This window comes from Ruegeria sp. CDSC054, assembly GCF_059610645.1.
The window spans coordinates 104,498-125,204 of the sequence record NZ_JBXWOA010000004.1 but is presented as its reverse complement, the minus strand read 5'-3'; the positions used below and the strand labels follow the sequence as shown (position 1 = coordinate 125,204).

Annotated in this window: 21 protein-coding genes; 8 read left to right on the top strand and 13 right to left on the bottom strand. The window is 57.7% G+C overall.

Annotated elements, in window-relative coordinates:
- Positions 1–1,143 (bottom strand): DUF3095 domain-containing protein, encoded by a 1,143-nt coding sequence (locus tag AC2FGC_RS10400; RefSeq protein WP_496726216.1) that lies wholly within the window; start codon positions 1,141–1,143, stop codon positions 1–3.
- Positions 1,144–1,282: 139 nt separating this feature from the next.
- Between AC2FGC_RS10400 and AC2FGC_RS10395 the strand changes: the two genes are divergently transcribed.
- The 5 genes from AC2FGC_RS10395 (at position 1,283) to AC2FGC_RS10375 (ending at position 5,538) form a co-directional block, all read left to right on the top strand.
- Positions 1,283–2,455, top strand: a complete 1,173-nt coding sequence (locus AC2FGC_RS10395; RefSeq protein ID WP_496726217.1) for an MFS transporter — start codon at positions 1,283–1,285, stop codon at positions 2,453–2,455.
- Positions 2,456–2,478: 23 nt separating this feature from the next.
- The gene (locus tag AC2FGC_RS10390; protein WP_496726218.1) at positions 2,479–3,513 is read left to right on the top strand and encodes a glycosyltransferase family 4 protein; all 1,035 of its coding nucleotides are present in this window, start codon (positions 2,479–2,481) and stop codon (positions 3,511–3,513) included.
- Positions 3,514–3,624: 111 nt separating this feature from the next.
- Entirely contained in the window at positions 3,625–4,647 is a 1,023-nt protein-coding gene (locus tag AC2FGC_RS10385; RefSeq protein ID WP_496726219.1) for an aspartate-semialdehyde dehydrogenase, read from the top strand.
- A 188-nt stretch (positions 4,648–4,835) separates the two neighbouring features.
- Positions 4,836–5,135: an ArsR/SmtB family transcription factor gene (locus tag AC2FGC_RS10380; RefSeq protein WP_496726220.1), complete on the top strand. Its 300-nt coding sequence runs from the start codon at positions 4,836–4,838 to the stop codon at positions 5,133–5,135.
- Positions 5,136–5,139: 4 nt separating this feature from the next.
- A complete protein-coding gene (locus AC2FGC_RS10375; RefSeq protein ID WP_496726221.1) occupies positions 5,140–5,538 on the top strand; it encodes a VOC family protein in 399 nt (132 codons plus the stop codon).
- Positions 5,539–5,650: 112 nt separating this feature from the next.
- Here the strand turns inward: AC2FGC_RS10375 and AC2FGC_RS10370 are convergent, their stop codons facing one another.
- Both AC2FGC_RS10370 and AC2FGC_RS10365 read right to left on the bottom strand, forming a co-directional pair.
- Complete coding sequence (locus AC2FGC_RS10370; protein ID WP_496726222.1) at positions 5,651–6,187, bottom strand: SRPBCC family protein; 537 nt, start codon at positions 6,185–6,187, stop codon at positions 5,651–5,653.
- Positions 6,188–6,289: 102 nt separating this feature from the next.
- Positions 6,290–6,940: a carbonic anhydrase gene (locus tag AC2FGC_RS10365; protein WP_496726223.1), complete on the bottom strand. Its 651-nt coding sequence runs from the start codon at positions 6,938–6,940 to the stop codon at positions 6,290–6,292.
- A gap of 153 nt (positions 6,941–7,093) precedes the next feature.
- Here AC2FGC_RS10365 and AC2FGC_RS10360 point away from each other — a divergent pair, with 153 nt between their 5' ends.
- From AC2FGC_RS10360 to AC2FGC_RS10350, 3 genes are all read left to right on the top strand, one after another.
- The gene (locus tag AC2FGC_RS10360; protein WP_058279209.1) at positions 7,094–7,474 is read left to right on the top strand and encodes a hypothetical protein; all 381 of its coding nucleotides are present in this window, start codon (positions 7,094–7,096) and stop codon (positions 7,472–7,474) included.
- Positions 7,475–7,537: 63 nt separating this feature from the next.
- On the top strand, positions 7,538–8,920 hold the full coding sequence (locus tag AC2FGC_RS10355) for a leucyl aminopeptidase family protein (RefSeq protein WP_496782263.1): 1,383 nt from the start codon (positions 7,538–7,540) through the stop codon (positions 8,918–8,920).
- Positions 8,917–9,654 (top strand): C40 family peptidase, encoded by a 738-nt coding sequence (locus tag AC2FGC_RS10350; RefSeq protein ID WP_496726225.1) that lies wholly within the window; start codon positions 8,917–8,919, stop codon positions 9,652–9,654. The genes AC2FGC_RS10355 and AC2FGC_RS10350 overlap by 4 nt, the downstream gene beginning before the upstream one ends.
- Here AC2FGC_RS10350 and AC2FGC_RS10345 read toward each other — a convergent pair.
- From AC2FGC_RS10345 to AC2FGC_RS10300, 10 genes are all read right to left on the bottom strand, one after another.
- Positions 9,651–10,001, bottom strand: a complete 351-nt coding sequence (locus tag AC2FGC_RS10345; RefSeq protein WP_058275250.1) for a DUF2794 domain-containing protein — start codon at positions 9,999–10,001, stop codon at positions 9,651–9,653. The two genes, AC2FGC_RS10350 and AC2FGC_RS10345, sit on opposite strands and share 4 nt — an antisense overlap.
- 76 nt (positions 10,002–10,077) lie before the next feature.
- Positions 10,078–11,742 (bottom strand): ABC transporter permease, encoded by a 1,665-nt coding sequence (locus AC2FGC_RS10340; RefSeq protein ID WP_496726226.1) that lies wholly within the window; start codon positions 11,740–11,742, stop codon positions 10,078–10,080.
- 119 nt (positions 11,743–11,861) lie between these two features.
- Positions 11,862–13,079, bottom strand: coding sequence for a phenylacetate--CoA ligase family protein (locus AC2FGC_RS10335; RefSeq protein ID WP_496726227.1), 1,218 nt, complete (start codon positions 13,077–13,079; stop codon positions 11,862–11,864).
- Positions 13,080–13,098: 19 nt separating this feature from the next.
- A complete protein-coding gene (locus AC2FGC_RS10330) occupies positions 13,099–13,932 on the bottom strand; it encodes an ABC transporter ATP-binding protein (protein ID WP_496726228.1) in 834 nt (277 codons plus the stop codon).
- A gap of 75 nt (positions 13,933–14,007) precedes the next feature.
- Positions 14,008–15,288 (bottom strand): ABC transporter substrate-binding protein, encoded by a 1,281-nt coding sequence (locus AC2FGC_RS10325; protein WP_058275084.1) that lies wholly within the window; start codon positions 15,286–15,288, stop codon positions 14,008–14,010.
- 75 nt (positions 15,289–15,363) lie between these two features.
- Positions 15,364–16,440: a branched-chain amino acid ABC transporter permease gene (locus AC2FGC_RS10320; protein WP_058275085.1), complete on the bottom strand. Its 1,077-nt coding sequence runs from the start codon at positions 16,438–16,440 to the stop codon at positions 15,364–15,366.
- 3 nt (positions 16,441–16,443) lie between these two features.
- On the bottom strand, positions 16,444–16,701 hold the full coding sequence (locus AC2FGC_RS10315) for a hypothetical protein (RefSeq protein ID WP_058279215.1): 258 nt from the start codon (positions 16,699–16,701) through the stop codon (positions 16,444–16,446).
- Positions 16,702–16,704: 3 nt separating this feature from the next.
- Complete coding sequence (locus tag AC2FGC_RS10310) at positions 16,705–17,691, bottom strand: branched-chain amino acid ABC transporter permease (RefSeq protein WP_496726229.1); 987 nt, start codon at positions 17,689–17,691, stop codon at positions 16,705–16,707.
- 29 nt (positions 17,692–17,720) lie between these two features.
- On the bottom strand, positions 17,721–18,539 hold the full coding sequence (locus AC2FGC_RS10305; RefSeq protein ID WP_058275088.1) for an ABC transporter ATP-binding protein: 819 nt from the start codon (positions 18,537–18,539) through the stop codon (positions 17,721–17,723).
- Between the two features lie 78 nt (positions 18,540–18,617).
- On the bottom strand, positions 18,618–20,561 hold the full coding sequence (locus AC2FGC_RS10300) for an AMP-binding protein (RefSeq protein ID WP_496782385.1): 1,944 nt from the start codon (positions 20,559–20,561) through the stop codon (positions 18,618–18,620).
- Positions 20,562–20,707: the final 146 nt, after the last annotated feature.

The window sequence follows — 20,707 nt, the reverse complement described above, 5'->3', positions numbered from 1 at the left end:
TCAGGCGTACATGGTGGCGGCGGCCTGCGCATAGCCGCCCGAAGCCCCATCCACAAAGTGAACATGATCGTCGCGCGTCGCCGAGGGGACGATACATGTCATCATCGCCTCGTCCTGCGCATGCAGCCCATAACGGATCTTGCCCTGTCCGCGCGCCTGTTCGAGCATCATCCGGATTTGCGTCAACGTGGCAGCGTCACAATCCAGCGTCATTTTCAGCCCATCATCGAATTTTCGGTAATCGGCGTTGCGGCTGACCATGCGTTTGTAATGTTCAGGTTCAAACTTGCCCAACCGTTTTCCCGATGCGAACAACAAGGCAATCAAAAGATTCTGGCCCAGCAATTTCACCCGCTGCATCAACAAATTGCGCCCTGCCCGCGATACGCGGGCGTCCAGACCCACATCCGGCGGCGGCCAACTGATCGGTGGACCATTTTCTGGCACCGGATGCCCCGAACGCTCCAATTCTTCTGACGCCGACAGGACCGAACGGGCCAGATCCGCAAAGTCACTCTCGGTCGCATTTGCTGTGGGCTGAACCACGACCGAGACGATCTGACCATTGCGAGCCCTGCTGTTGGACCAACGGCAGGACAACCCGGTCAGGTCGGGCTGTGCCCCAGGGTCGGCAGGCGGCACAGTAAAGGTACCAGCCTTCATCTGTGCTTCGGCCCAGGCCAACCCGCCACCCGAAAACATGGCGTAATCCACCCCATCAGACGGCGCATAACGCGCGACCCGCAGGTCCTTTCCTGCCTTACGAATTTCGGCAACCGGAACCAACGCCGCGCGTAGCGAGATCGAGAATTCTTCTTCCGCCCAGCGCCTGAGGTCCGCCAATACCGTTTTGGCGGTGTCGATCTCACTTGCGGGCACGGCGAATCCGGCACCGTCGCCGCCAAAAACATAAGGGAACTCCTTGCCGTGAAGCGCGTTGATCATGGCCGAGATCACCGCCGCGCCGACCATATTCACCGTCTTGTAGCGCCCTTTTGCAATCTCACCGGTGGAGTCGACGATATCTGCCACGCCCAACGCCCAATCGCCCGGAACGGCAGAGAAACGCGCCGGGTCCACCAAACGGGTAAAGTCCCGCAACAGGGGAAGACTGTCATAGAACGCGGCCTGGGCGTCTTTCATTGGCACCTCGGATATTCGGTAAGGACAAGGATAGCCCGAATGTGATCACTGTCCGGCAAAATCAGTATAGCACACGCGCTTGTGTGTGGCACCGTGACGTGCCAAGCATTTCTTCGCCGGTTTGGGGGAGAGGGTTTTCATGAAGGCAGGTCTGGTGGTGTTGTGCCTGGGCTATGTGCTCAGCCAGTTCTTTCGCGCCTTTCTCGCGGTTCTCAGTGTTGATCTGGGGCGCGATATCGGGGCCACGCCCGAGGATCTGGCCTTTGCGTCAGGTCTTTGGTTTCTGATCTTTGCCGCCATGCAGTTGCCCGTAGGCTGGGCACTGGACCGAGTTGGACCGCGCCTGACGGCGGCGGTCTTGCTGCTGGTCGGTGGTGCCGGCGGAGCGGCATTGTTTGCCCTATCCAGCTCCCCTTTTCACATCGCCATCGCCATGGGGTTGATCGGGGTCGGCTGCTCACCGGTTTTGATGGCGTCTTACTATATCTTCGCCCGCGAATTCCCACCTGCCCGCTTCGCCACTTTGGCGGCTGTCATGCTGGGTGTCGGATCGGTCGGCAATCTGGTTGCCTCGTACCCTACTGCGCTGGCGGTCGAGTTGATGGGATGGCGCGCCACGATGGGAATGCTGGCCGTTTTTTCCGCCGCGATCGCGTTGGGCATCTGGTTCAGCGTACATGATCCCAAACGTGTCGAGACCGAACACAGGGGATCGGTGCTAGACCTGCTGAAAGAACCCGCCCTGTGGGCGATCTTGCCGCTGATGCTGGTGGCCTATGCCCCGTCGGCGGCAACGCGCGGCCTTTGGGCCGGGCCATACCTCAGCGATATCTTCGGCCTTAGCACCACCCAGATCGGGACAGCGACCTTGATCATGGGGGCGGCGATGATTGCAGGTACCTTTGCGTATGGGCCGCTCGATCGAATGCTGGGAACGCGAAAATGGGTGATCTTTGGCGGCAACGCGCTGGGCACAGTGGGGCTGGTTCTGATGTGCCTTTGGGTCGACAACGCAGTTTGGCTGGCGGTTGTCCTGATGGCAGCGATCGGGTTTCTGGGGGCCAGCTTCCCGGTCATCATGGCTCATGGCCGGGCATTTGTGCCGCCGCATCTGGTTGGGCGCGGCATGACCCTCCTGAACCTCTTCGGCATTGGCGGTGTAGGACTGGCGCAATTTGTTACCGGCCGCATCCACGCTGCCACGGTGGACATCAGCCCGACCGCGCCCTACACAGCGATATTCGGCTTTTTTGCGCTCACGCTGGCCATCGGCTGCGTGATCTATTTGTTCAGCCGCGACAGCGTCGACTAACGCTGGAACTGCCAGGAGTGTCCATGTCCGACCCGCGCGTCATTGCCCCCAACCTCAAACGCAGACTTTCGGGTGTGACCGCGACGATTGCCCGGTTGGTGCCGCTGCAAGTGCAATGGATCGACATCGCGGCCACCGGGCCGGGTCTGCCGGATGACATCCCACATATCCCGCTGGGCCGCCTGCCCTTTTTGTCGCGCAAAACACTGCGCGTCTGGCACGCGCGTCGCAATACCGAGATGCTGCTGGGCCTGATCCTGCGAAACGTTCTGCGGCTGCGGTTGAAGCTGCTGTTCACCAGCGCCTCGCAACGTGCGCATTCGGGTTACACCAAATGGCTGATCGACAAAATGGACGCGGTCGTCGCGACTTCGCGCAAAACCGCCGGGTATCTGGAGAGAGATGCGCAAGTCATCATGCATGGCATCAACTTGCAGGATTTCACACCGCCCGAAGACAAAGCTGCAGTTCGGGCGCGACTGGGGTTGCCAGATGGTCTATTGCTGGGCTGCTATGGCCGCATTCGTCACCAGAAGGGCACCGATGCCTTTGTCGACGCAATGATCGACCTGTGCGGCCGCTTCGACGACGTCCATGGCATCGTCATGGGCCGCGCCACGGAAAAGCACACGAGCTTCCTGACCGAATTGAAAGACAAGGTCGCCAAGGCGGGCCTGTCCGACCGCATTCTGTTCATGCCCGAGGTGACCGTCGATCAGATCGCCGAATGGTATCAGGTGCTGGACCTGTTCATTGCTCCGCAAAGGTGGGAAGGGTTCGGCCTGACGCCGCTGGAAGCAATGGCTTGCGGCGTGCCGGTTGTTGCCACGGATGTAGGCGCGTTCTCCGAGATCGTCACTGACCCGTCGCTGGGCCGCGTGGTCCAACCCGGTGATATACCCGCGCTTGCCGAAGCCGCCGCCGAAATGCTGTCCGACCTCGAATCCCTTGCCCGTTCCAGTATCACAGCCCGCACCCATGTCGAGCAGAATTTCGACATCAATGGTGAGGCAAAGACGCTTGTCGCGCTCTATGAACGCCTTTTGACCGACACCTGAGGCGATGCGCCACGTCAAATCGGTGTCATTGCGCGAAATAAACCCCGAAAACTCTTTTTTCTTTGCTGCAACGCGGCTATGAACGCGCGTCCTTAACATTGGAGACATGAAATGGGCTATCGCGTCGTAGTCGTCGGCGCCACGGGTAACGTGGGCCGCGAAATGCTGAACATTCTGGCTGAACGCCAGTTCCCCGTCGATGAACTTGCTGTTCTGGCAAGCCGTCGTTCGCTGGGCACCGAAGTAAGCTTTGGCGACACGACACTCACTACCAAGGATCTGGACACGTTCGATTTCACCGGCTGGGACATGGCGCTGTTTGCCGTGGGGTCCGAGGCGACCAAGGTCTACGCCCCCAAAGCGGCCAAAGCTGGCTGCGTGGTGATCGATAACTCGTCGCTCTATCGTTATGACCCGGACATTCCGCTGATCGTGCCGGAATGTAACCCGCAGGCGATCCACGACTACAAAAACAAGAACATCATCGCCAACCCCAACTGCTCGACCGCGCAGATGGTTGTCGCGCTGAAGCCGCTGCATGACCGCGCGCGCATCAAGCGCGTCGTCGTGTCGACCTATCAGTCGGTGTCTGGCGCCGGTAAGGAAGGCATGGACGAGCTGTGGGATCAGACCAAAGCGGTCTACAATCCCACCACGGACGTTCCGCCAAACAAGTTCCAGAAGCAGATCGCCTTCAACGTCATTCCGCAGATCGACGTGTTCATGGAAGACGGCTCGACCAAGGAAGAGTGGAAGATGGTTGTGGAAACCAAAAAGATCGTCGATCCGTCGATCAAGGTCACAGCCACCTGCGTCCGCGTTCCGGTCTTCGTCGGCCACTCTGAGGCCGTGAACATCGAGTTCGAGGAATTTCTGGACGAAGACGAAGCGCGCGACATCCTGCGCGAGGCCCCAGGCATCATGGTGATCGACAAGCGCGAACCCGGTGGCTACGTCTCGCCGATCGAATGCGCGGGCGATTTCGCAACATTCATCAGCCGCATTCGTCAGGACTCGACCATTGAGAACGGCATCAACCTGTGGTGCGTCTCGGACAACCTGCGCAAAGGTGCAGCGCTGAACGCAGTACAAATCGCCGAATTGCTGGGCCGTGAGGTTCTGAAAAAGGGCTAAGTTCCTTTTCAGCATTTAGCGAACAGAGAATTTAAGCCTCGCCTTTCCCGGCGGGGCTTTTTTTGTCTGATGTCGTGCGACAATTGTTTGCCTACTTTCTGCAGTCCTTTGCCATTTACTTGGCCAAATCTGCAGCCCACTTTGCAATCAAGCTTGATATGCAGTAAAATTACTGCATATTGATTTCGATGACAGATAATCACCTCGATCTTATTTTCAAAGCTCTCTCCGACAGCACGCGCCGCCGCATCATCGACCATCTGAGCAAACAAACGGCTCAGTCATTGTTCGAGGTATGCGCGGCATCGGTTGCAGACGACGGCATCGCTTTGTCCCGCCAGACGGTTTCCCAGCATCTCACCGTTTTGGAGAAGGCTGGTTTGATCGAGACCACATGGAGGGGGCGGACGAAAGCCCATTCGCTAATCGTCAACGAAGATCATATCGCCGCGGCATCATGGCTCATGAAATACAAACAGAAGGGATAGAAAAATGAAAATCTATGTGACCAACGTTTTTGTCGACGACCAAGACAAGGCAGAAAAATTCTATACTGATACTCTCGGCTTCACAGTTAAGAACAATATCCCGTTGGGTGAAAATCGTTGGCTGACAGTGGTGTCAAGCGAAGAACCCGAAGGAACAGAGTTGTTGCTTGAACCAAGCGACCACCCTGCTGTGAAACCTTATAAAGAAGCACTTGTGTCTGACGGTATCCCTGCACATTCGTTTCAGGTGGAAGACCTGGATGAAGAAAGGAAAAGACTGGGCGATCTTGGCGTGGAGTTCACTGTTGAGCCAATGGATGCCGGACCGGTTCGCATGGCGATTTTTGACGATACCTGTGGGAACCTCATTCAATTGATCCAGATGATGGACGCTGCCCAATAATAAACGTCAAATTTGTCACCATGATCTCCTTCCGAACGGCATCTAAAAGCCGTTCGGTTAAATCGCAGTATCCGGCAGAATCGACTCGAACAAAAATAAGAGCTTCTGCCAATCACCCCTGCTGCTCAACCAATGCCTTGAGGTTTGTCAGACCGCGCTCGTAATCTCCGCCGACCCAGCTATCCATCATCAGACCCATCCAGCGCGACATTGGGTTCATGCCAAGATCGGACTCGAACCCCCATATCACCTGAGTCTGATCACCCTCGGGCGTCAGGTCGAAAGAGGCCGATGCTTGCCCCATCGGACCAAAATCCAGCGCCGTTTTAACCGTCTGGTCCTGAACGCTTTCGACGATTTCTTGCGAACCGGTGCCCACCTGCGGGTTCTCTGATGTCCAGTTCAGAGTATTGCCGACACCTGCCTCGGGGCCTGAATAAGACAGCTGGGTTTCCGGATCGCGCGACAGCCAGGGCGACCATTGTTCGGTTTCCTGCATCGAGTTTACGTAAGGAAAGATCGCGCTGGCGGGTGCGTCGATCGTGATGCTGCGGGACAGTTCGGCCTTGCCGGGCAAAAGGTAAGATACGCCAACCAGAACCAGAATGAGAACAAGCAGAATGACAAGAATACGTTTGATGAATCGCATGGCGCGCTCCTGATCCGAAAAATTTGTGTCAATCATAACAAAAAATGGCGCGAAATCAGAGACCTGATCCGCGCCATTCGAATTCTTCAGATGTCGGGTCGCTTAGACAACCACGAATTTCTTCTCGGCAGGGTCATAACATTGCAACCCACCTTCACCGATGTCGGTCCACAGCCCATGCAAGCTCAGCGAGCCGTCATCTACCGCAGAGGAAACGAAGGGAAAGGTCATCAAGTTCTCCAGCGATGCCACGACTGCCTGCCGTTCAAACTGCCGCGCCTGATCGACGCTGTCTTCAACATCGGCAACCAATTCATATCTCGGTTTCAGGATATCCATCCAGCGGCCAACGAAGCTTTCTTTTGCTTCCAGTTGCGGGGCTTTGCCCTTGCACATGTCGATGCAGCCCTGAACGCCGCCGCATTGCGAGTGGCCCAGAACGATCAGGTGCGCGACTTTCAGCGCCGTAACCGCGTATTCGATTGCCGCACTGGTGCCGTGGTGATCGCCATCAGGGGCGTAAGGCGGCACAAGGTTGGCGATGTTGCGGTGAATAAAGAACTCGCCCTGATCAGCGCCGAAGATCGATGTTACGTGAACCCGGCTGTCACAGCATGAAATCACCATCGCACGCGGGCGCTGTCCCTCGGTCGCCAGGCGGCGATACCAGACCTGATTTTCTGAATAGGTGGTGGCTTTCCATCCGTGATACCGCTTGACCAGATAGGTCGGCAGAGGTTTGGCTAAGTCCATTCTCATGTCCCCGTTCTTGTATCTGCCGGCTGCTGTAACCTGAATTCGCAGAAAATTCGACCCATTTTCCAGCATCGACGCAAGGTTTTGCAAAGGATTCTACCGTCAATGTCCAGCTATGCCGTGGGGGCGTAGAGAATTGGGGTAGATGTGGTGGATAAAATAGTCACGCTTGAACAAAAGGAAACCGTTCGGCTGGATACGGACCGCTTGAACGGGCTGTATCACCAATTGGGCGACAAGAATGCATTGGATGTTTTGTGCCGTACGGTCGAGGAATTGGCCGTGCGCCTGTCAAACTGCGAGCGATTTTGGCGTCAGCGCGACTGGGCCGGGCTGCGCAAATGCGCCCGGTCACTGGTGGCCATTGCCGAACAGATTGGCATGACGGCGCTGGCCCGAGTCGCCGGTGATGTGGCGCAATCGGTGGATGTTGGGGATGCGGTCGCGACGGGGGCCACCCTGTCGCGCCTGATCCGTGTAGGTGAGAAATCGCTGACCGTAATCTGGGATCAGCAGGATCTTTCCCTCTGACGGGGCTTGCGGACGGATTGTGGGCGGCTAGGCTGGGCACAAATCGAACCAGCCGAGATGTCCATGACCCTGTCCTTCGCTTCGCCGTCCGAACCCTCTGTACCGCTGCATGTCATTTCGCAACCCGATCTTGACGATTGGTTGAAAGACCAGCCAAGCCACATCGCATCGTGGGTCGAGGCCAATGGATTCACCGGGGCCATGGGACAGGCACTGCTGATCCCGCAATCAGATGGTGCGCCCGAAATGGCATTGGCGGGTTACGGAAATAGCAGCAAGCGCGCGCGCAAACGGTTCCCGTTGGCAGCGGCGGCCGAAGCCTTACGGAAGGGAACCTATCACATCGCATCAGGTGTGCCCGCTGATGCGATAAGCAACGAGTGCCTTGGTTGGTTGCTCACAGGATATGCCTTTAACCGTTACGCCAATCAATCACCTGCCAAGGCGCGACTCATTGCACCCGAAGGTGTTGATGCCGCGCGGATTGAGGCGCTAGCCAGTGCCGAGGCGCTGACCCGCGATTTGGTCAACACACCGGCCTCGGACATGGGACCGGATCAGCTGCAGGCCGCGGCCGAGGATTTGACGCAGGAATTCGGCGCGTCCTGTTCGGTAATCAAAGGCGACGCCCTGCTGGACCAGAATTTCCCGCTGATTCACACGGTCGGACGCGCCGCCGCGCAAACACCGCGCTTGATCGAGATGACATGGGGCAACACCGGGCCCAAACTGACCCTTGTCGGCAAAGGTGTGTGCTTTGACACTGGCGGACTGAATCTGAAGCCAGGGAATTCGATGTCCCTGATGAAAAAGGACATGGGCGGCGCGGCCAATGTGCTGGGACTGGCGCGGATGATCATGGCACTAAAGCTGCCTGTACAACTGCGCGTGCTGATCCCGGCGGTCGAGAACTCGGTGTCCGGCAACGCGTTCCGGCCGGGCGACATCCTGACCTCGCGCAAAGGTCTGACGGTGGAGATTAACAACACCGACGCCGAAGGGCGGCTGGTTCTGGCCGACGCATTGGCGCTGGCGGATCAGGGTGAACCTGACCTGATCATCTCGATGGCGACGTTGACCGGTGCCGCGCGCGTGGCGGTTGGTCCCGATCTGGCGCCCTTTTACACCGATGACGATGGCGCGGCAGACGCGCTGGCCAACGCTGGTCGGCAATCGGCCGACCCTGTCTGGCGGATGCCTTTCCATGAACCCTATGAGGCGATGATCGAACCCGGCATTGCTGATTTGGACAATGCTCCATTAGGTGGGTTCGCAGGCTCGATCACCGCGGCCCTGTTCCTGCGCCGCTTTGTGGGTGACAGCCGCTATATGCATTTCGACATCTATTCCTGGCAGCCCAGCAAAGCCCCCGGACGCAGCAAGGGCGGTCTGGGCCAAGGGCCGCGTGCCGTGCTGACCGCCCTGCCCGAGATTCTGAACCTATGACCCGCCTGCGCGTCATAAAGCCGGTTGTTGATTTGTTGCGCAGCCCGAATGGCCCAAGGGATCGGCAGCTGTTGTTTGGCGACCCGGTAGATGTTGTTGACGATACCGATGGGTGGAGCCGGATCACCTCGGTCAAGGATGGCTATCCCGGTTGGGTCAGGTCCGATCAACTGGGGCCTGAGGCGCAACAGACCCACTGGGTCACCGCGCCCGCGACACATGCCTATCAACAGCCCGACATGAAAAGCCAGGACCGCGTATCGCTGAGTTTTGGCAGCAAATTATGCGTGCTGTCGGAACAGAATAGATTTCTGGAAACTGAACTGGGGTTCATTCCAGCGATTCACGCCAAACTCAGAGCAACGCACCTGACCGACCCCGTAGCGGTGGCCGAGCTATTTCTGGGCACGCCCTATCTTTGGGGGGGAAACAGTTGCTTCGGTATTGATTGTTCTGGGTTGGTTCAGGCCGGTTTACTGGCCTGCGGCATACCCTGCCCCGGTGATAGCAGTGATCAGGAACGCGAACTGGGTACGGCGCTGCCCGCCGGGACTGAACCAAAGCGCGGGGATCTGTTGTTCTGGAAAGGCCACGTGGCATGGGTCTATGGCGAGAACATGCTGCTTCACGCCAACGCCTACCACATGGATGTGACGTTCGAGCCGATGGATCAAGCAATCACACGGATTCTGGAGCAGGGCGACGGGCCAGTAACAGCCCACAAAAGGCTCTAATCAAGGTCGACAGATCGGATCAGCTTGCGTTCTAACACGCGCAGCACGGTGCGCAGGTCATGGCCTCGCTTCAGGATCCGCCCGTCCATGCCGATCACTGAATACATCCCCTGTTTGGATCGCAGACGAGGGTGTTTTTCAACCCGGTAGATCGGATGCTCTGCCGTGCGTCTGAAAATGGAAAAAACCGCCATATCGCGCAGGTTGGAAATACCATAGTCGCGCCATTCTCCGGCGGCGACCATCTTGCCATAGACGGACAGGATATGTGACATCTCGCGCCGGTCGAACGCGACGGGCATCTGGGCCGAGTTTGCAGAAAACCGGCTGGGAGGCTGCATGTTCATACCCTCAGCCTTGCCGGAAAACGCATTTGAATCAAGTCCGGTGCCAACAGGTGTGGTAATTTTGAATCGTTTCGCCTTACCGTCGCCCAACTTGTCGACAGATTAGAATCACCGGCAAAAGCCCAACGGCCAGGATCACAAGCGAGGGTACCGCTGCCCCCTCCAACCGTTCGTCCGAGGCCAGACGATAGGCCTGGACCGCAAGCGTATCAAAGTTGAATGGGCGCATGATCAGGGTCGCGGGCAGCTCTTTCATCACGTCCACAAACACGATCAACAAGGCCGTCAGCAATGAGGGTGTCAGGATTGGCAAATGCACACGGCGCAAGGTGCCCAGCGGCGATTGGCCCAAAGACCGGGACGCAGCATCCATATTGGCGTGCACTGTGCTCTGCCCACCCTCATACGCGCTGAGCGCTGCCGCCAGAAAGCGCACCATGTAAGCTGCCACCAGCAACCAGATCGAACCCGTCACCAGCAGGCCGGTCGAGACGTCGAACGTCTGGCGCATCCACGAATCCAGCGCGTTGTCGAATCTGGCGAAGGGTACCATCAGGCCAACAGCGATCACGCCGCCGGGCACCGCATAGCCCAACCGCGCCAGATAGCCTGTGGTCGATGATCCTCGACCCGGACGAAGGCGCTGAAAGAACCCAACACAGATCGCGGCGCAGACCGTAACTACGGCGGCCACTCCTGCAAGTGTCAGCGAGTTTTGAATGAACCCGATATATCGCCGAGACAGCAGGTTTTGTTCCGAGGTCAGGCCCATCTGGATCAAGATAAATACCGGCAGCAAGAACCCCAGTACCACCGGAATAGCGCACAAGGTTATGGCTGCTGCGGATTGCCAGCCCTTAAGCTGCGCCGAAGGCAGGGACGCATGGCTTTTGCCTGCCTGATAGTACTTTGCCTTGCCGCGCTGCGTCCGCTCGGCCACGGCCATGACCAGCGCAAAGCCCAGCAGGCACAAGGCCAACTGCGCCGCAGCCGCTCGGTCGCCGATCGAGAACCAGCTTGTGTAGATGCCCGTGGCGAATGTCTGAACGCCGAAATAGGCGACCGTGCCGAAATCAGCGATGGTTTCCATGATGGCCAGCAGGACACCCCCGGCAATGGCTGGACGAGCCATCGGCAGCGAGACATGCCAGAATGCCAACCACGGGCTTTTGCCCAGCGCACGGGCGGCCAGAAAAGCGGTGGCACTTTGCTGCAGAAACGCGGCCCGCGCCAGCAGATAGACATAAGGGTAGAGCACTAGGATCAGCATCACCGCCGCGCCCTCGGTCGAGCGGATTTCCGGGAACCAATAGTCGCGCGGCCCCCAACCTGTCACGTCGCGCAGCGTGGTCTGCACGATACCGGGGTGATCCAGAATGAACGTATAGGCATAAGCCAGAACATAGGCCGGAAAAGCCAACGGCAGCACCAGTGCAATTTCCAGAAAACGCACACCGGGAAAGCGTGTCATCGTCACCAGCCACGCCGCGCCTACCCCGATAGAGAACGTGCCGATAGCCACCAAAACGACAAGGATCACGGTTGTCAGTGCATACCCGGGTAAAACCGTCTCGAACAGATGTGAGACCGTATCCGTACCCCCCGTCACCGCCGCCAGAACAACCGCAACCATCGGCAGAAGACAAGCGGCTGCTACCATATAGGCCACAGTGGCCACCAACCGGGTGCCCAGCGCGCCGCGATTGCGTTTCCCGTGTTCTGAATAGTCGATTTCGGCCATGGACCCGGATTGTGACTGGCGTTGGCTATTGATCAGCCTTTAATCGACCAAAAAGCTAAGAAACACCAGTGCAGGAAAAACAAATCTGCGGCACATACTGCCGCAGACATGGCTCGGGGTTATTCGTAAACGCGCTGATCCTCGATCACCAACCCGTCCTTCGGCAGTGATCCGGGGGTTACAACCTCGATTGCGCCTTTCAGTTTCAGCACCTCGACCACGGACTTGGCATAGGCCATGTCGTCTCCGCTTGCGCTTTCGATCTGAACGGTCATCGTGTCCATCTCACCCTGACGGGCGGCGATGACGCGGGCTTTGACGATTTCCTCGTGCTTATCGACCAATGCTGCCACCTGTTCTGGGCGGACGAACATGCCCTTGATCTTGGTGGTCTGGTCCGCGCGACCCATCCAACCCTTGATCCGAAGGTTGGTCCGCCCACAGGGTGAAACACCCGGCATGATCGCGGACAGATCACCCGTGGCAAAGCGGATCAGCGGGTAATCGGGGTTCAAAGAGGTCACCACAACCTCACCCACCTCACCCGGCTCTACCGGTGTTCCGGTGCCAGGGGTGACAACCTCGATGATGACATGTTCGTCGATGATCATCCCTTCCATCGCGGCGCTTTCATAGGCGATGTTGCCCAGATCGGCCGTGGCATAGCATTGCAGGCAGGAAATCCCCCGATCGGCATAGTCCTGACGCAACGATGGGAACAGCGCGCCGCCGCCCACGACAGCCTTTGAGAAGTTCAAGGCCACGCCCATCTCATCCGCCTTGTCCAGAATGACCTTCAGATAGTCCGGTGTGCCCGCATAGGACGTGCAGCCTACATCGCGCGCTGCTGTCACCTGCAATTCGGTCTGGCCAGTACCGGCTGGCAGCACAGCTGCCCCTACTGCGCGTGCGCCGCTTTCAAAAATCATACCCGCTGGCGTCAGGTGATAGCCGAAACAGTTCTGAACGATATCGCCGGGCCCAACTCCGGCGGCGTTCAGGAAACGCCCCATGCGCCACCAATCATGATCCGTGCTGCCAGGTTCATAGATTGGACCAGGAGACTGGAACACATGATGGAAATGCCGGGCCGGTTTGACGGTAAATCCGCCGAATGGCGGACGCGACGCCTGTGCTTGCGCCAGATCGGATTTTCGCAATACCGGCAGTTTCACCAGATCATCGGCTGAAATCACCGCGCTGGTATCCGCATCCGCCAGATGCGCAGCAAAGCCCGGTGCGGACAAGGCGCGGTCAATCTGAGTACGCAGCGCCTGCGCCTGATCAGCGGAGCGTTCATCGGCTGATCGGGTTTCGAGAGCGTCGAAATAGGTCATCGCCAGATCCTCCATTCGCTTACAACCACCTCTTGCGGCGGCGGTAAGACCGCACGTCACGGAAGCTTTTGCGGCCTTCGTCGGACATGCCCAGATAGAATTCTTTCACGTCCGGATTTTCACGCAGATCGGCGGCGGGGCCGTCCATCACAACACGCCCGGATTCCAGAATATAGCCGTAATGCGCAAACCTTAGAGCCACATTGGTGTTCTGTTCGGCCAACAGGAAAGAAACACCTTCTTTCTCGTTCAGGTCCTTCACGATACCGAAAATCTCTTCGACCAGCTGCGGCGCCAGACCCATCGAGGGTTCGTCCAGCAGGATCGTCTCGGGCCGCGACATCAAAGCCCGACCCATTGCAACCATCTGTTGCTCACCACCCGAGGTGTAGCCTGCCTGCGACCGGCGGCGTTCCTTCAGACGGGGAAAATATGTGTAGACCAGTTCAAGGTCCTGCTGGATGGCGGCCTTGCCATCCTTGCGGGTATAGGCCCCGGTCAGCAGGTTTTCTTCAACCGTCAGGTGTTCAAAACAATGGCGGCCTTCCATCACCTGGATGACGCCCTTTTCCACCAGATCGGCAGGATCGCTTTCATGCACGCTGGAGCCGCGATATTCGATCGTACCTTTAGTGACTTCACCGCGTTCCGAATGCAAAAGGTTCGACACCGCCTTGAGCGTTGTCGTCTTACCCGCGCCATTGCCGCCCAGCAGGGCCGTGATACCGCCCTTGGGCACAGTCAGGCTGACGCCTTTCAGAACGAGGATCACGTGATTATAGATCACCTCGATATTGTTGACCTCAAGCAGGGTTTCCGACTTGGTGTCAGTGGTTTGTGCCGCATCCAGCATCTGCGCGTGTCCTTAAGCGAGTGTGGGGTTCGGGACGGCGGTCTGCCGCCGCCCCGGGTTGTTCAAAGCGCTGTATCAGCAACGCCCTTCAATGTTGTTTTCTGCTGCATAAGCCGCAGAATCTTCATCGATTAGCGCGCCGATCACTTCACCATCGGTCTGCTTGAAGTCCGAGATCAGCGTCCAGGTCTTGTTTGCTGCATCCCACTGCGTCACACCCACAAGGGCGTCACCGCCATGGTTTTCGCAGGAGACCGAGAAGGTCGGACCGAAGTTTGCCAGGCCCAGTTCGGCCATCTTCTCTTCGGTCATCTCCAGTGCTTCCATACCGGCACGCATCTCAGACGGGGTGATTTCCGCATTGCCGGAGATTTCCTGGGCTTTCTTGATGGCTTCGGCAGCCAGAACAGCCGCATAGAGACCACGGTTATACAGAACAGTGCCTACCTGATCACCCGCACCAGCAGCCTTACCCGCATCGACAACGTGTTTCTGTAGATCGTCAAAGACCGGGAAATCCGTGCCAACGTTGTGGAAGGTAAGTGCCTTATAGCCATTGGCGGCTTCGCCCGCTGGCAGCACATCGTTCTCCGAACCGGACCACCAGATACCGATGAAGTTTTCCATTGGGAACCGGATATTGGCGGCCTCTTGTACCGCAACCTGGTTCATCACGCCCCAGCCCCACATCAGGACATAGTCGGGACGATCACGGCGGATTTGCAGCCACTGCGACTTCTGTTCCTGACCCGGGTGATCGACCGGCAGGGCGACCAGTTCAAAACCGTGCTTCTTGGACAGCTCTTCCAGCGTGCGGATCGGCTCCTTACCATAGGCCGAGTTGTGGTAGACCAGCGCGATTTTCTTGCCGCTCAGATCACCACCGTTCTCCTCAAGCAGATAGTTTACCGCACCCGAGGCCCCGTCCCAGTAGTTGGCGGGATAGTTGAAGGTGTGGCTAAACACATCGCCATTCTTGGCCGAGGTCCGGCCATAACCCATCGTGTGCAGCGGAATGTCGTCTGCGGTGACTTTTGGGATCAGCTGATAGGTGATGCCAGTCGACAGCGGTTGATACACCAAAGCGCCTTCGCCCTTGGTGGCTTCATAGCATTCCACACCTTTTTCGGTGTTGTAGCCGGTTTCGCATTCGACCATCCGGATCGGAACACCGCCGATGCCGCCATCGCGCTCGTTCAGCAGGGTGAAATAGTCGTTATAGCCATCCGAGAACGGAATGCCGCCAGCGGCGTAAGGCCCGGTACGATAGCTCAGATCGGGGATCACAAGATCCGCCAGAGCGGGTCCTGCAGCCATCAGGGCGCTCAGCGCCGCGGTTGCCAGTTTCAATTTCATCGGGTGTCTCCTCCCTTGGTTAGTCCGATGTTGCGTTCGGGCTTGTGCCGCCCGTTTTTTCATTGGGCCGACCCCTTAGTGCGGGAACGGCCATAGTCTCAGTTTCTCTTTCGCCACGCGCCACAGTTGTGCCAGCCCGTGCGGTTCCAAGATCAGGAACATGATGATCAGCGCGCCGACGATCACCAGCTGCAGATGTGCCACGATATCCGTGGGCCAGCCCAGAACGTCGACGCCCACCACTTTCAGGACCACCGGCAGCAGAACAAGGAAAGCGGCACCGGCGAACGATCCGAAAATGGACCCTAACCCTCCGATAATAATCATGAACAGGACTAGGAACGATTTCTGGATACCGAATACTTCGCCGACCTCGACCGCACCAAGATAGACAGCAAAGAACAGCGCGCCCGCGATGCCGATAAAGAACGAGCTGACGGCAAAGGCGCTCATCTTGGCCTTTAGCGGGTTCACCCCAATGATCTCGGCCGCGATGTCCATGTCACGGATCGCCATCCATGTCCGGCCCGTCGTGCCGCGCGTCAAGTTGCGCGCGATCAGGGCGCTGACGGCCAGGAAAATCAGGCAGAACAGATAGGTGGCCCATGCCGGTGCATTCGGGCCTGTGATGATGATGCCGAACACATCCCTTTCCGGCGCGTTGATCTGACCCGAGGCCGAATAGTTGTAGAACCAAGGCACCCGGTTAAAGAGCCACACAAGGAAGAACTGCGCCGCCAGCGTGGCCACGGCGAGATAGAACCCCTTGATCCGCAGGCTCGGCAGGCCAAACAGCACCCCGACAATGGCCGTTATGCCGCCGGCAAGAATGACATGAATGAACATGCTGACATCCGGGAAAGAGGTCATAAGCTTGTAGCAGGCATAGGCACCCACAGCCATGAAGCCACCGGTACCCAAGGATACCTGCCCGCAATACCCCACAAGAATGTTCAACCCGATCGCCGCAATGGCATAAATCAAAAAGGGCAGTAACAGCGCATTGGCCCAGTAGTCATTGATGACGAACGGGATGATCCCAAACGCCACCGCCAAAACCACATAATACCGATACCGGTCGAACTTGATCGGAAAGGTCTGGCTGTCATCTGTGTAGGAGGTTTTGAAATCCCCGGCCTCACGATAAAACATGTCTTACTTTCCCCATTCTTCTTGCGCCCGGTTGCGGGCCTCGGCGTTCAGCTGCTTGGAGCCTTTTGCATATCCGCTCGCCTCTGAGGCGCGCACCAGTTTCATGTAAGCCAGGATGCCCATGGCGAGCCCGGCAAAAGCCAGAATTGCTGCAATCACCAACTGACCTTCGGTTAAATCATCCGAAGTGAGCGCGATGTAGCCAAAAGCCCAGAACCCGGCCCACGCGATCACGTTGATGATGGCGATCAGCTTGGTCACGTCCTACACCCTCTCAATGATCTTCTCACCGAACAGGCCCTGCGGCCGGAACACGAGGAAGATCAGCGCCAGAACATAAGCGAACCAGTTCTCGGTCGCGCCGCCGACCAGCGGGCCGATCGCGAACTCGAACAGCTTCTCGCCCACACCGATGATCAGCCCGCCAACAATGGCCCCGGGGATCGAAGTAAATCCGCCCAGCATCAGCACCGGCAGCGCCTTGAGCGCGATCAGGGACAGCGAGAACTGAACGCCCGATTTGGTGCCCCACATGATGCCTGCAACAAGTGCGACAAAGCCCGCAACCGACCACACCATGATCCAGATGAAGTTCAGCGAAATTCCGACAGACAGCGCCGCCTGATGGTCATCGGCCACCGCGCGCATCGCCCGGCCCTGCTTGGTGTATTGGCTGAACGCGACCAGTGCGGTCACCAGCAGTGCGGCAATCACCGTCGCCACAATGTCCAGGTTGTCGATAAAGAAGCCGTAGCCAAAGATGTTGAACGTGGTCTCATCGATCCACAGGTTGATGCCCTGCGGCAGGCCGACATCCAACGTCTTGATCTCGGATCCCCACATCAGGTCAGCCACGCCCTCAAGGAAATAGGCCAGACCGATGGTCGCCATGAATAGGATAATCGGCTCTTGCCCGACCAAATGCCGCATCACAAAGCGTTGCACCGCCCAGGCCAGCAGAACCATGACACCCATCGTCAGGATAATCGCCACAAACGCAGGCACATTCCATCCGAACTTGTGGATATGCGTTCCGAATGTCGCGTTGATCAGATGGGCAAACGGGACCTGCCCGTTCATGATCCCCACCAGAGTCATGGCAGCGAAAAGGGCCATAACCCCTTGAGCATAATTGAAGATTCCGGACGCCTTGTAGATCAGCACAAAGCCCAGTGCGACCAGGGCGTACAGAACACCTGCCATAAGGCCGTTGAGGAAAACCTCCATCGCGAAAATCAGCTGATCAGGCATGTGCGCCCCCTCTCATGTCTGTCAGTTGCTCAGTCATGGCTCACCCCCAGATAGGCGTCGATGACTTCCTGATTGCTGCGCACCTCATCCGGGGTGCCGTCGCCGATCTTCTTGCCGTAATCCATCACGACCACCCGGTCGCTCAGATCCATCACAACACCCATGTCATGCTCGATCAGGGCGATGGTGGTGCCAAACTCGTCATTCACGTCGAGGATAAAGCGGCTCATGTCCTCTTTCTCTTCAACGTTCATGCCGGCCATTGGTTCGTCCAGCAGCAACAACTTAGGCTCGGCCGCCAAAGCGCGGGCTAACTCGACCCGCTTTTTCAACCCGTACGGCAGGCGGGAAACCGGCGTCTTGCGGATGTGCTGAATTTCGAGAAAGTCGATGATTTTCTCGACCGCTTCGCGGTTTTCAACCTCTTCCGCCTCAGCCTTGCCCTTCCACATGGCCTGCTGAAAGAGGTTGGTTTTCATATAGTTCAGCCGCCCGGTCATGACGTTGTCCAGCACGCTCATGCCTTCGAAAAGGGCAATGTTCTGGAACGTCCTAGCAATACCTTGCCGCGCAACTTCATAAGGGCGCATCTGCGGACGCTTGGCCCCATGGAACCAGACCTCGCCCTCCTGCGGGATATAGAACCCCGAAATCACGTTCAGCATCGAGGATTTACCGGCGCCGTTCGGACCGATGATGGCGCGGATCTCGCCTTCACGAATGTCGAATGAGATATCCTTGATCGCCACCACACCGCCAAAACGCAGGGTGATGTTCTTCATCTCCATCACCACGCCGCCGATCTTGCGGCCATCTTCGGTGACATATCCTTCGGAGTTATCCAGCATCAGTCACTCCCTGACTTGCGGAAAAACGGGACGGTGGGCGGGGCGATGACCACAGGTCGAGCGACGCATGACCGGCCCTCATTCCGCCGCCACCTTGTGCTGAGCAACCGGAACGACCGGTGCATCGATAATCTCAAGCGTTGCGCTGATCGACCCCTTTCGACCGTCCTCATAAGTCACTTCGGTCGTGGTCGAGACCTGCTTGGACCCGTCATAAAGCGCGTCGATGATGTCACTGAACTTGTCCTCGACAAATCCGCGTCGCACCTTCCGCGTACGGGTCATCTCACCGTCATCCGCGTCCAGTTCTTTGTGCAGAACCACAAAGCGATGCACCTGACATCCCGACAACATCTCATCAGCGGCTACAGACTTATTCACCTCTTCGACATGGCTACGAATCGTCTCTAATACACGGGGATTCGCTGTTAGTTCCTGATAGGATGCATAGGCCACGTTGTTGCGTTCTGCCCAGTTCCCAACAGCCGTCAGGTCGATATTGATAAACGCGACGCAGCGGTCTTTGCCGTTTCCGAACAGGACAACCTCGAGGATATCGGGATAGAATTTCAGCTTGTTCTCGACGTATTTCGGCGCAAACATCGACCCGTCGGCCATTTTGCCGACGTCCTTGGCGCGGTCGATGATCCGCAGATGGCCCGAACTTTCCTCGATGAACCCCGCATCCCCAGTGGCCACCCAGCCTTCCGCATCTTTGGTCGATGCCGTGGAATCTGGGTTGTTGTAATACTCGACGAAAACACCGGGTGAGCGGTAGTGGATCTCACCCTTGTCGTCGATCTTCAGTTCGACATCCGGGGCAGGCACACCAACGGTGTCGGCGCGCACCTCACCATCCGGCTGAACGGTGATGAAAACCGTCGCTTCGGTCTGACCGTAAAGTTGTTTAAGGTTGATGCCGAGCGAGCGGTAGAAATCAAAAATCTCCGGCCCGATCGCCTCACCCGCCGTATAGCCAACGCGAAAGCGGCCATAACCCAGTGTATCCTTGAGCGGGCCATAGACCAGCAGGTTGCCCAGCGCGTATTTCACGCGGTCGCCAAAACTCACCGGCTTGCCGTCCAGCAGCAGGCCACCCACTTTCTTGGCATGCGCCATGAAGTAGTGGAACATCCGCTGCTTCAGTTTACCTGCGTCCTCCATCCGGATCATTACGTTGGTCAGCTGGGTTTCAAAAACGCGTGGCGGAGCGAAGAAATAAGTCGGCCCGATTTCGCGCAGATCGGTCATCATCGTGTCGGCGCTTTCGGGGCAGTTTACGCAAAAGCCACACCAATAGGCCTGACCGATGGAAAAGATGAAATCGCCTACCCAAGCCATCGGCAGGTAAGACAGGATGTCTTCGTTCCGGTTCAAATGATCGAACTCGGCGGAGTTCTTGGCGCTTTCGATCACGTTGCGGTTCGACAGCACCACGCCCTTGGGTTTACCCGTGGTGCCCGACGTATACAGCATGACGCAGGTGCCGTCGTATTCGATCTCGGCAATCCGACGATCCAGTTCCGCATCAAAACGCGCGTGACCGGCACTGCCTTCGGCCATCAGATCGTCCAGTGCGTTCATCTGGCTGTGATCGTATTTCCGCATCCCCCGTTTGTCGGTGTAGAGGATGTGTTTGACTTGATGCAGGTTCTCCTGAATCTCGATGACCTTGTCGACCTGCTCCTGATCACCGCAGACGACGTATTTTGCGCCGCAATGATCCAGGACATAGGCCATCTCCTCAGCGACTGCATCCTGATACAGCGGAACCGGCACAGCACCCACCATCTGAGCCGCAACCATCGACCAGTAATGCGCCGGACGATTGCGCCCGATCACTGCGATGTGGTCGCCTTTTGTGACGCCAAGTTCTAGAAAGCCCAGGGCAATCGCACGGATTTCCTTGGCCGTTTCGGCCCAGGTCCAGCATTGCCAGATTCCGAATTCCTTTTCCCGGTAGGCCGGGGCGTCCCTGAACTGGGTCGCATTGCGGTGTAGCAGCGCCGGAAGAGAGTGCATCCCTTCAGCGCCCGACTGCGTCTGAGCCAATCTCTTTCTCCTCCCCATCCGACCCCTCCTCCGGGCCGGAAACGGCGGACCAGGGATCAACCCCGGACGCCAACGCCCCGATAAGGGACGCAGGAAAGATCAGCGTCAACTTTTTC

Excerpts from the sequence above, each read along its gene's own strand:
- AC2FGC_RS10400 (WP_496726216.1), bottom strand. The coding sequence starts at position 1,143 with ATGAAAGACGCCCAGGCCGCGTTCTATGACAGTCTTCCCCTGTTGCGG.
- AC2FGC_RS10395 (WP_496726217.1), top strand. The coding sequence starts at position 1,283 with ATGAAGGCAGGTCTGGTGGTGTTGTGCCTGGGCTATGTGCTCAGCCAG.
- AC2FGC_RS10390 (WP_496726218.1), top strand. The coding sequence starts at position 2,479 with ATGTCCGACCCGCGCGTCATTGCCCCCAACCTCAAACGCAGACTTTCG.
- AC2FGC_RS10385 (WP_496726219.1), top strand. The coding sequence starts at position 3,625 with ATGGGCTATCGCGTCGTAGTCGTCGGCGCCACGGGTAACGTGGGCCGC.
- AC2FGC_RS10380 (WP_496726220.1), top strand. The coding sequence starts at position 4,836 with ATGACAGATAATCACCTCGATCTTATTTTCAAAGCTCTCTCCGACAGC.
- AC2FGC_RS10375 (WP_496726221.1), top strand. The coding sequence starts at position 5,140 with ATGAAAATCTATGTGACCAACGTTTTTGTCGACGACCAAGACAAGGCA.
- AC2FGC_RS10370 (WP_496726222.1), bottom strand. The coding sequence starts at position 6,187 with ATGCGATTCATCAAACGTATTCTTGTCATTCTGCTTGTTCTCATTCTG.
- AC2FGC_RS10365 (WP_496726223.1), bottom strand. The coding sequence starts at position 6,940 with ATGGACTTAGCCAAACCTCTGCCGACCTATCTGGTCAAGCGGTATCAC.
- AC2FGC_RS10355 (WP_496782263.1), top strand. The coding sequence starts at position 7,538 with ATGACCCTGTCCTTCGCTTCGCCGTCCGAACCCTCTGTACCGCTGCAT.
- AC2FGC_RS10350 (WP_496726225.1), top strand. The coding sequence starts at position 8,917 with ATGACCCGCCTGCGCGTCATAAAGCCGGTTGTTGATTTGTTGCGCAGC.
- AC2FGC_RS10345 (WP_058275250.1), bottom strand. The coding sequence starts at position 10,001 with ATGAACATGCAGCCTCCCAGCCGGTTTTCTGCAAACTCGGCCCAGATG.
- AC2FGC_RS10340 (WP_496726226.1), bottom strand. The coding sequence starts at position 11,742 with ATGGCCGAAATCGACTATTCAGAACACGGGAAACGCAATCGCGGCGCG.
- AC2FGC_RS10335 (WP_496726227.1), bottom strand. The coding sequence starts at position 13,079 with ATGACCTATTTCGACGCTCTCGAAACCCGATCAGCCGATGAACGCTCC.
- AC2FGC_RS10330 (WP_496726228.1), bottom strand. The coding sequence starts at position 13,932 with ATGCTGGATGCGGCACAAACCACTGACACCAAGTCGGAAACCCTGCTT.
- AC2FGC_RS10325 (WP_058275084.1), bottom strand. The coding sequence starts at position 15,288 with ATGAAATTGAAACTGGCAACCGCGGCGCTGAGCGCCCTGATGGCTGCA.
- AC2FGC_RS10320 (WP_058275085.1), bottom strand. The coding sequence starts at position 16,440 with ATGTTTTATCGTGAGGCCGGGGATTTCAAAACCTCCTACACAGATGAC.
- AC2FGC_RS10310 (WP_496726229.1), bottom strand. The coding sequence starts at position 17,691 with ATGCCTGATCAGCTGATTTTCGCGATGGAGGTTTTCCTCAACGGCCTT.
- AC2FGC_RS10305 (WP_058275088.1), bottom strand. The coding sequence starts at position 18,539 with ATGCTGGATAACTCCGAAGGATATGTCACCGAAGATGGCCGCAAGATC.
- AC2FGC_RS10300 (WP_496782385.1), bottom strand. The coding sequence starts at position 20,561 with ATGCACTCTCTTCCGGCGCTGCTACACCGCAATGCGACCCAGTTCAGG.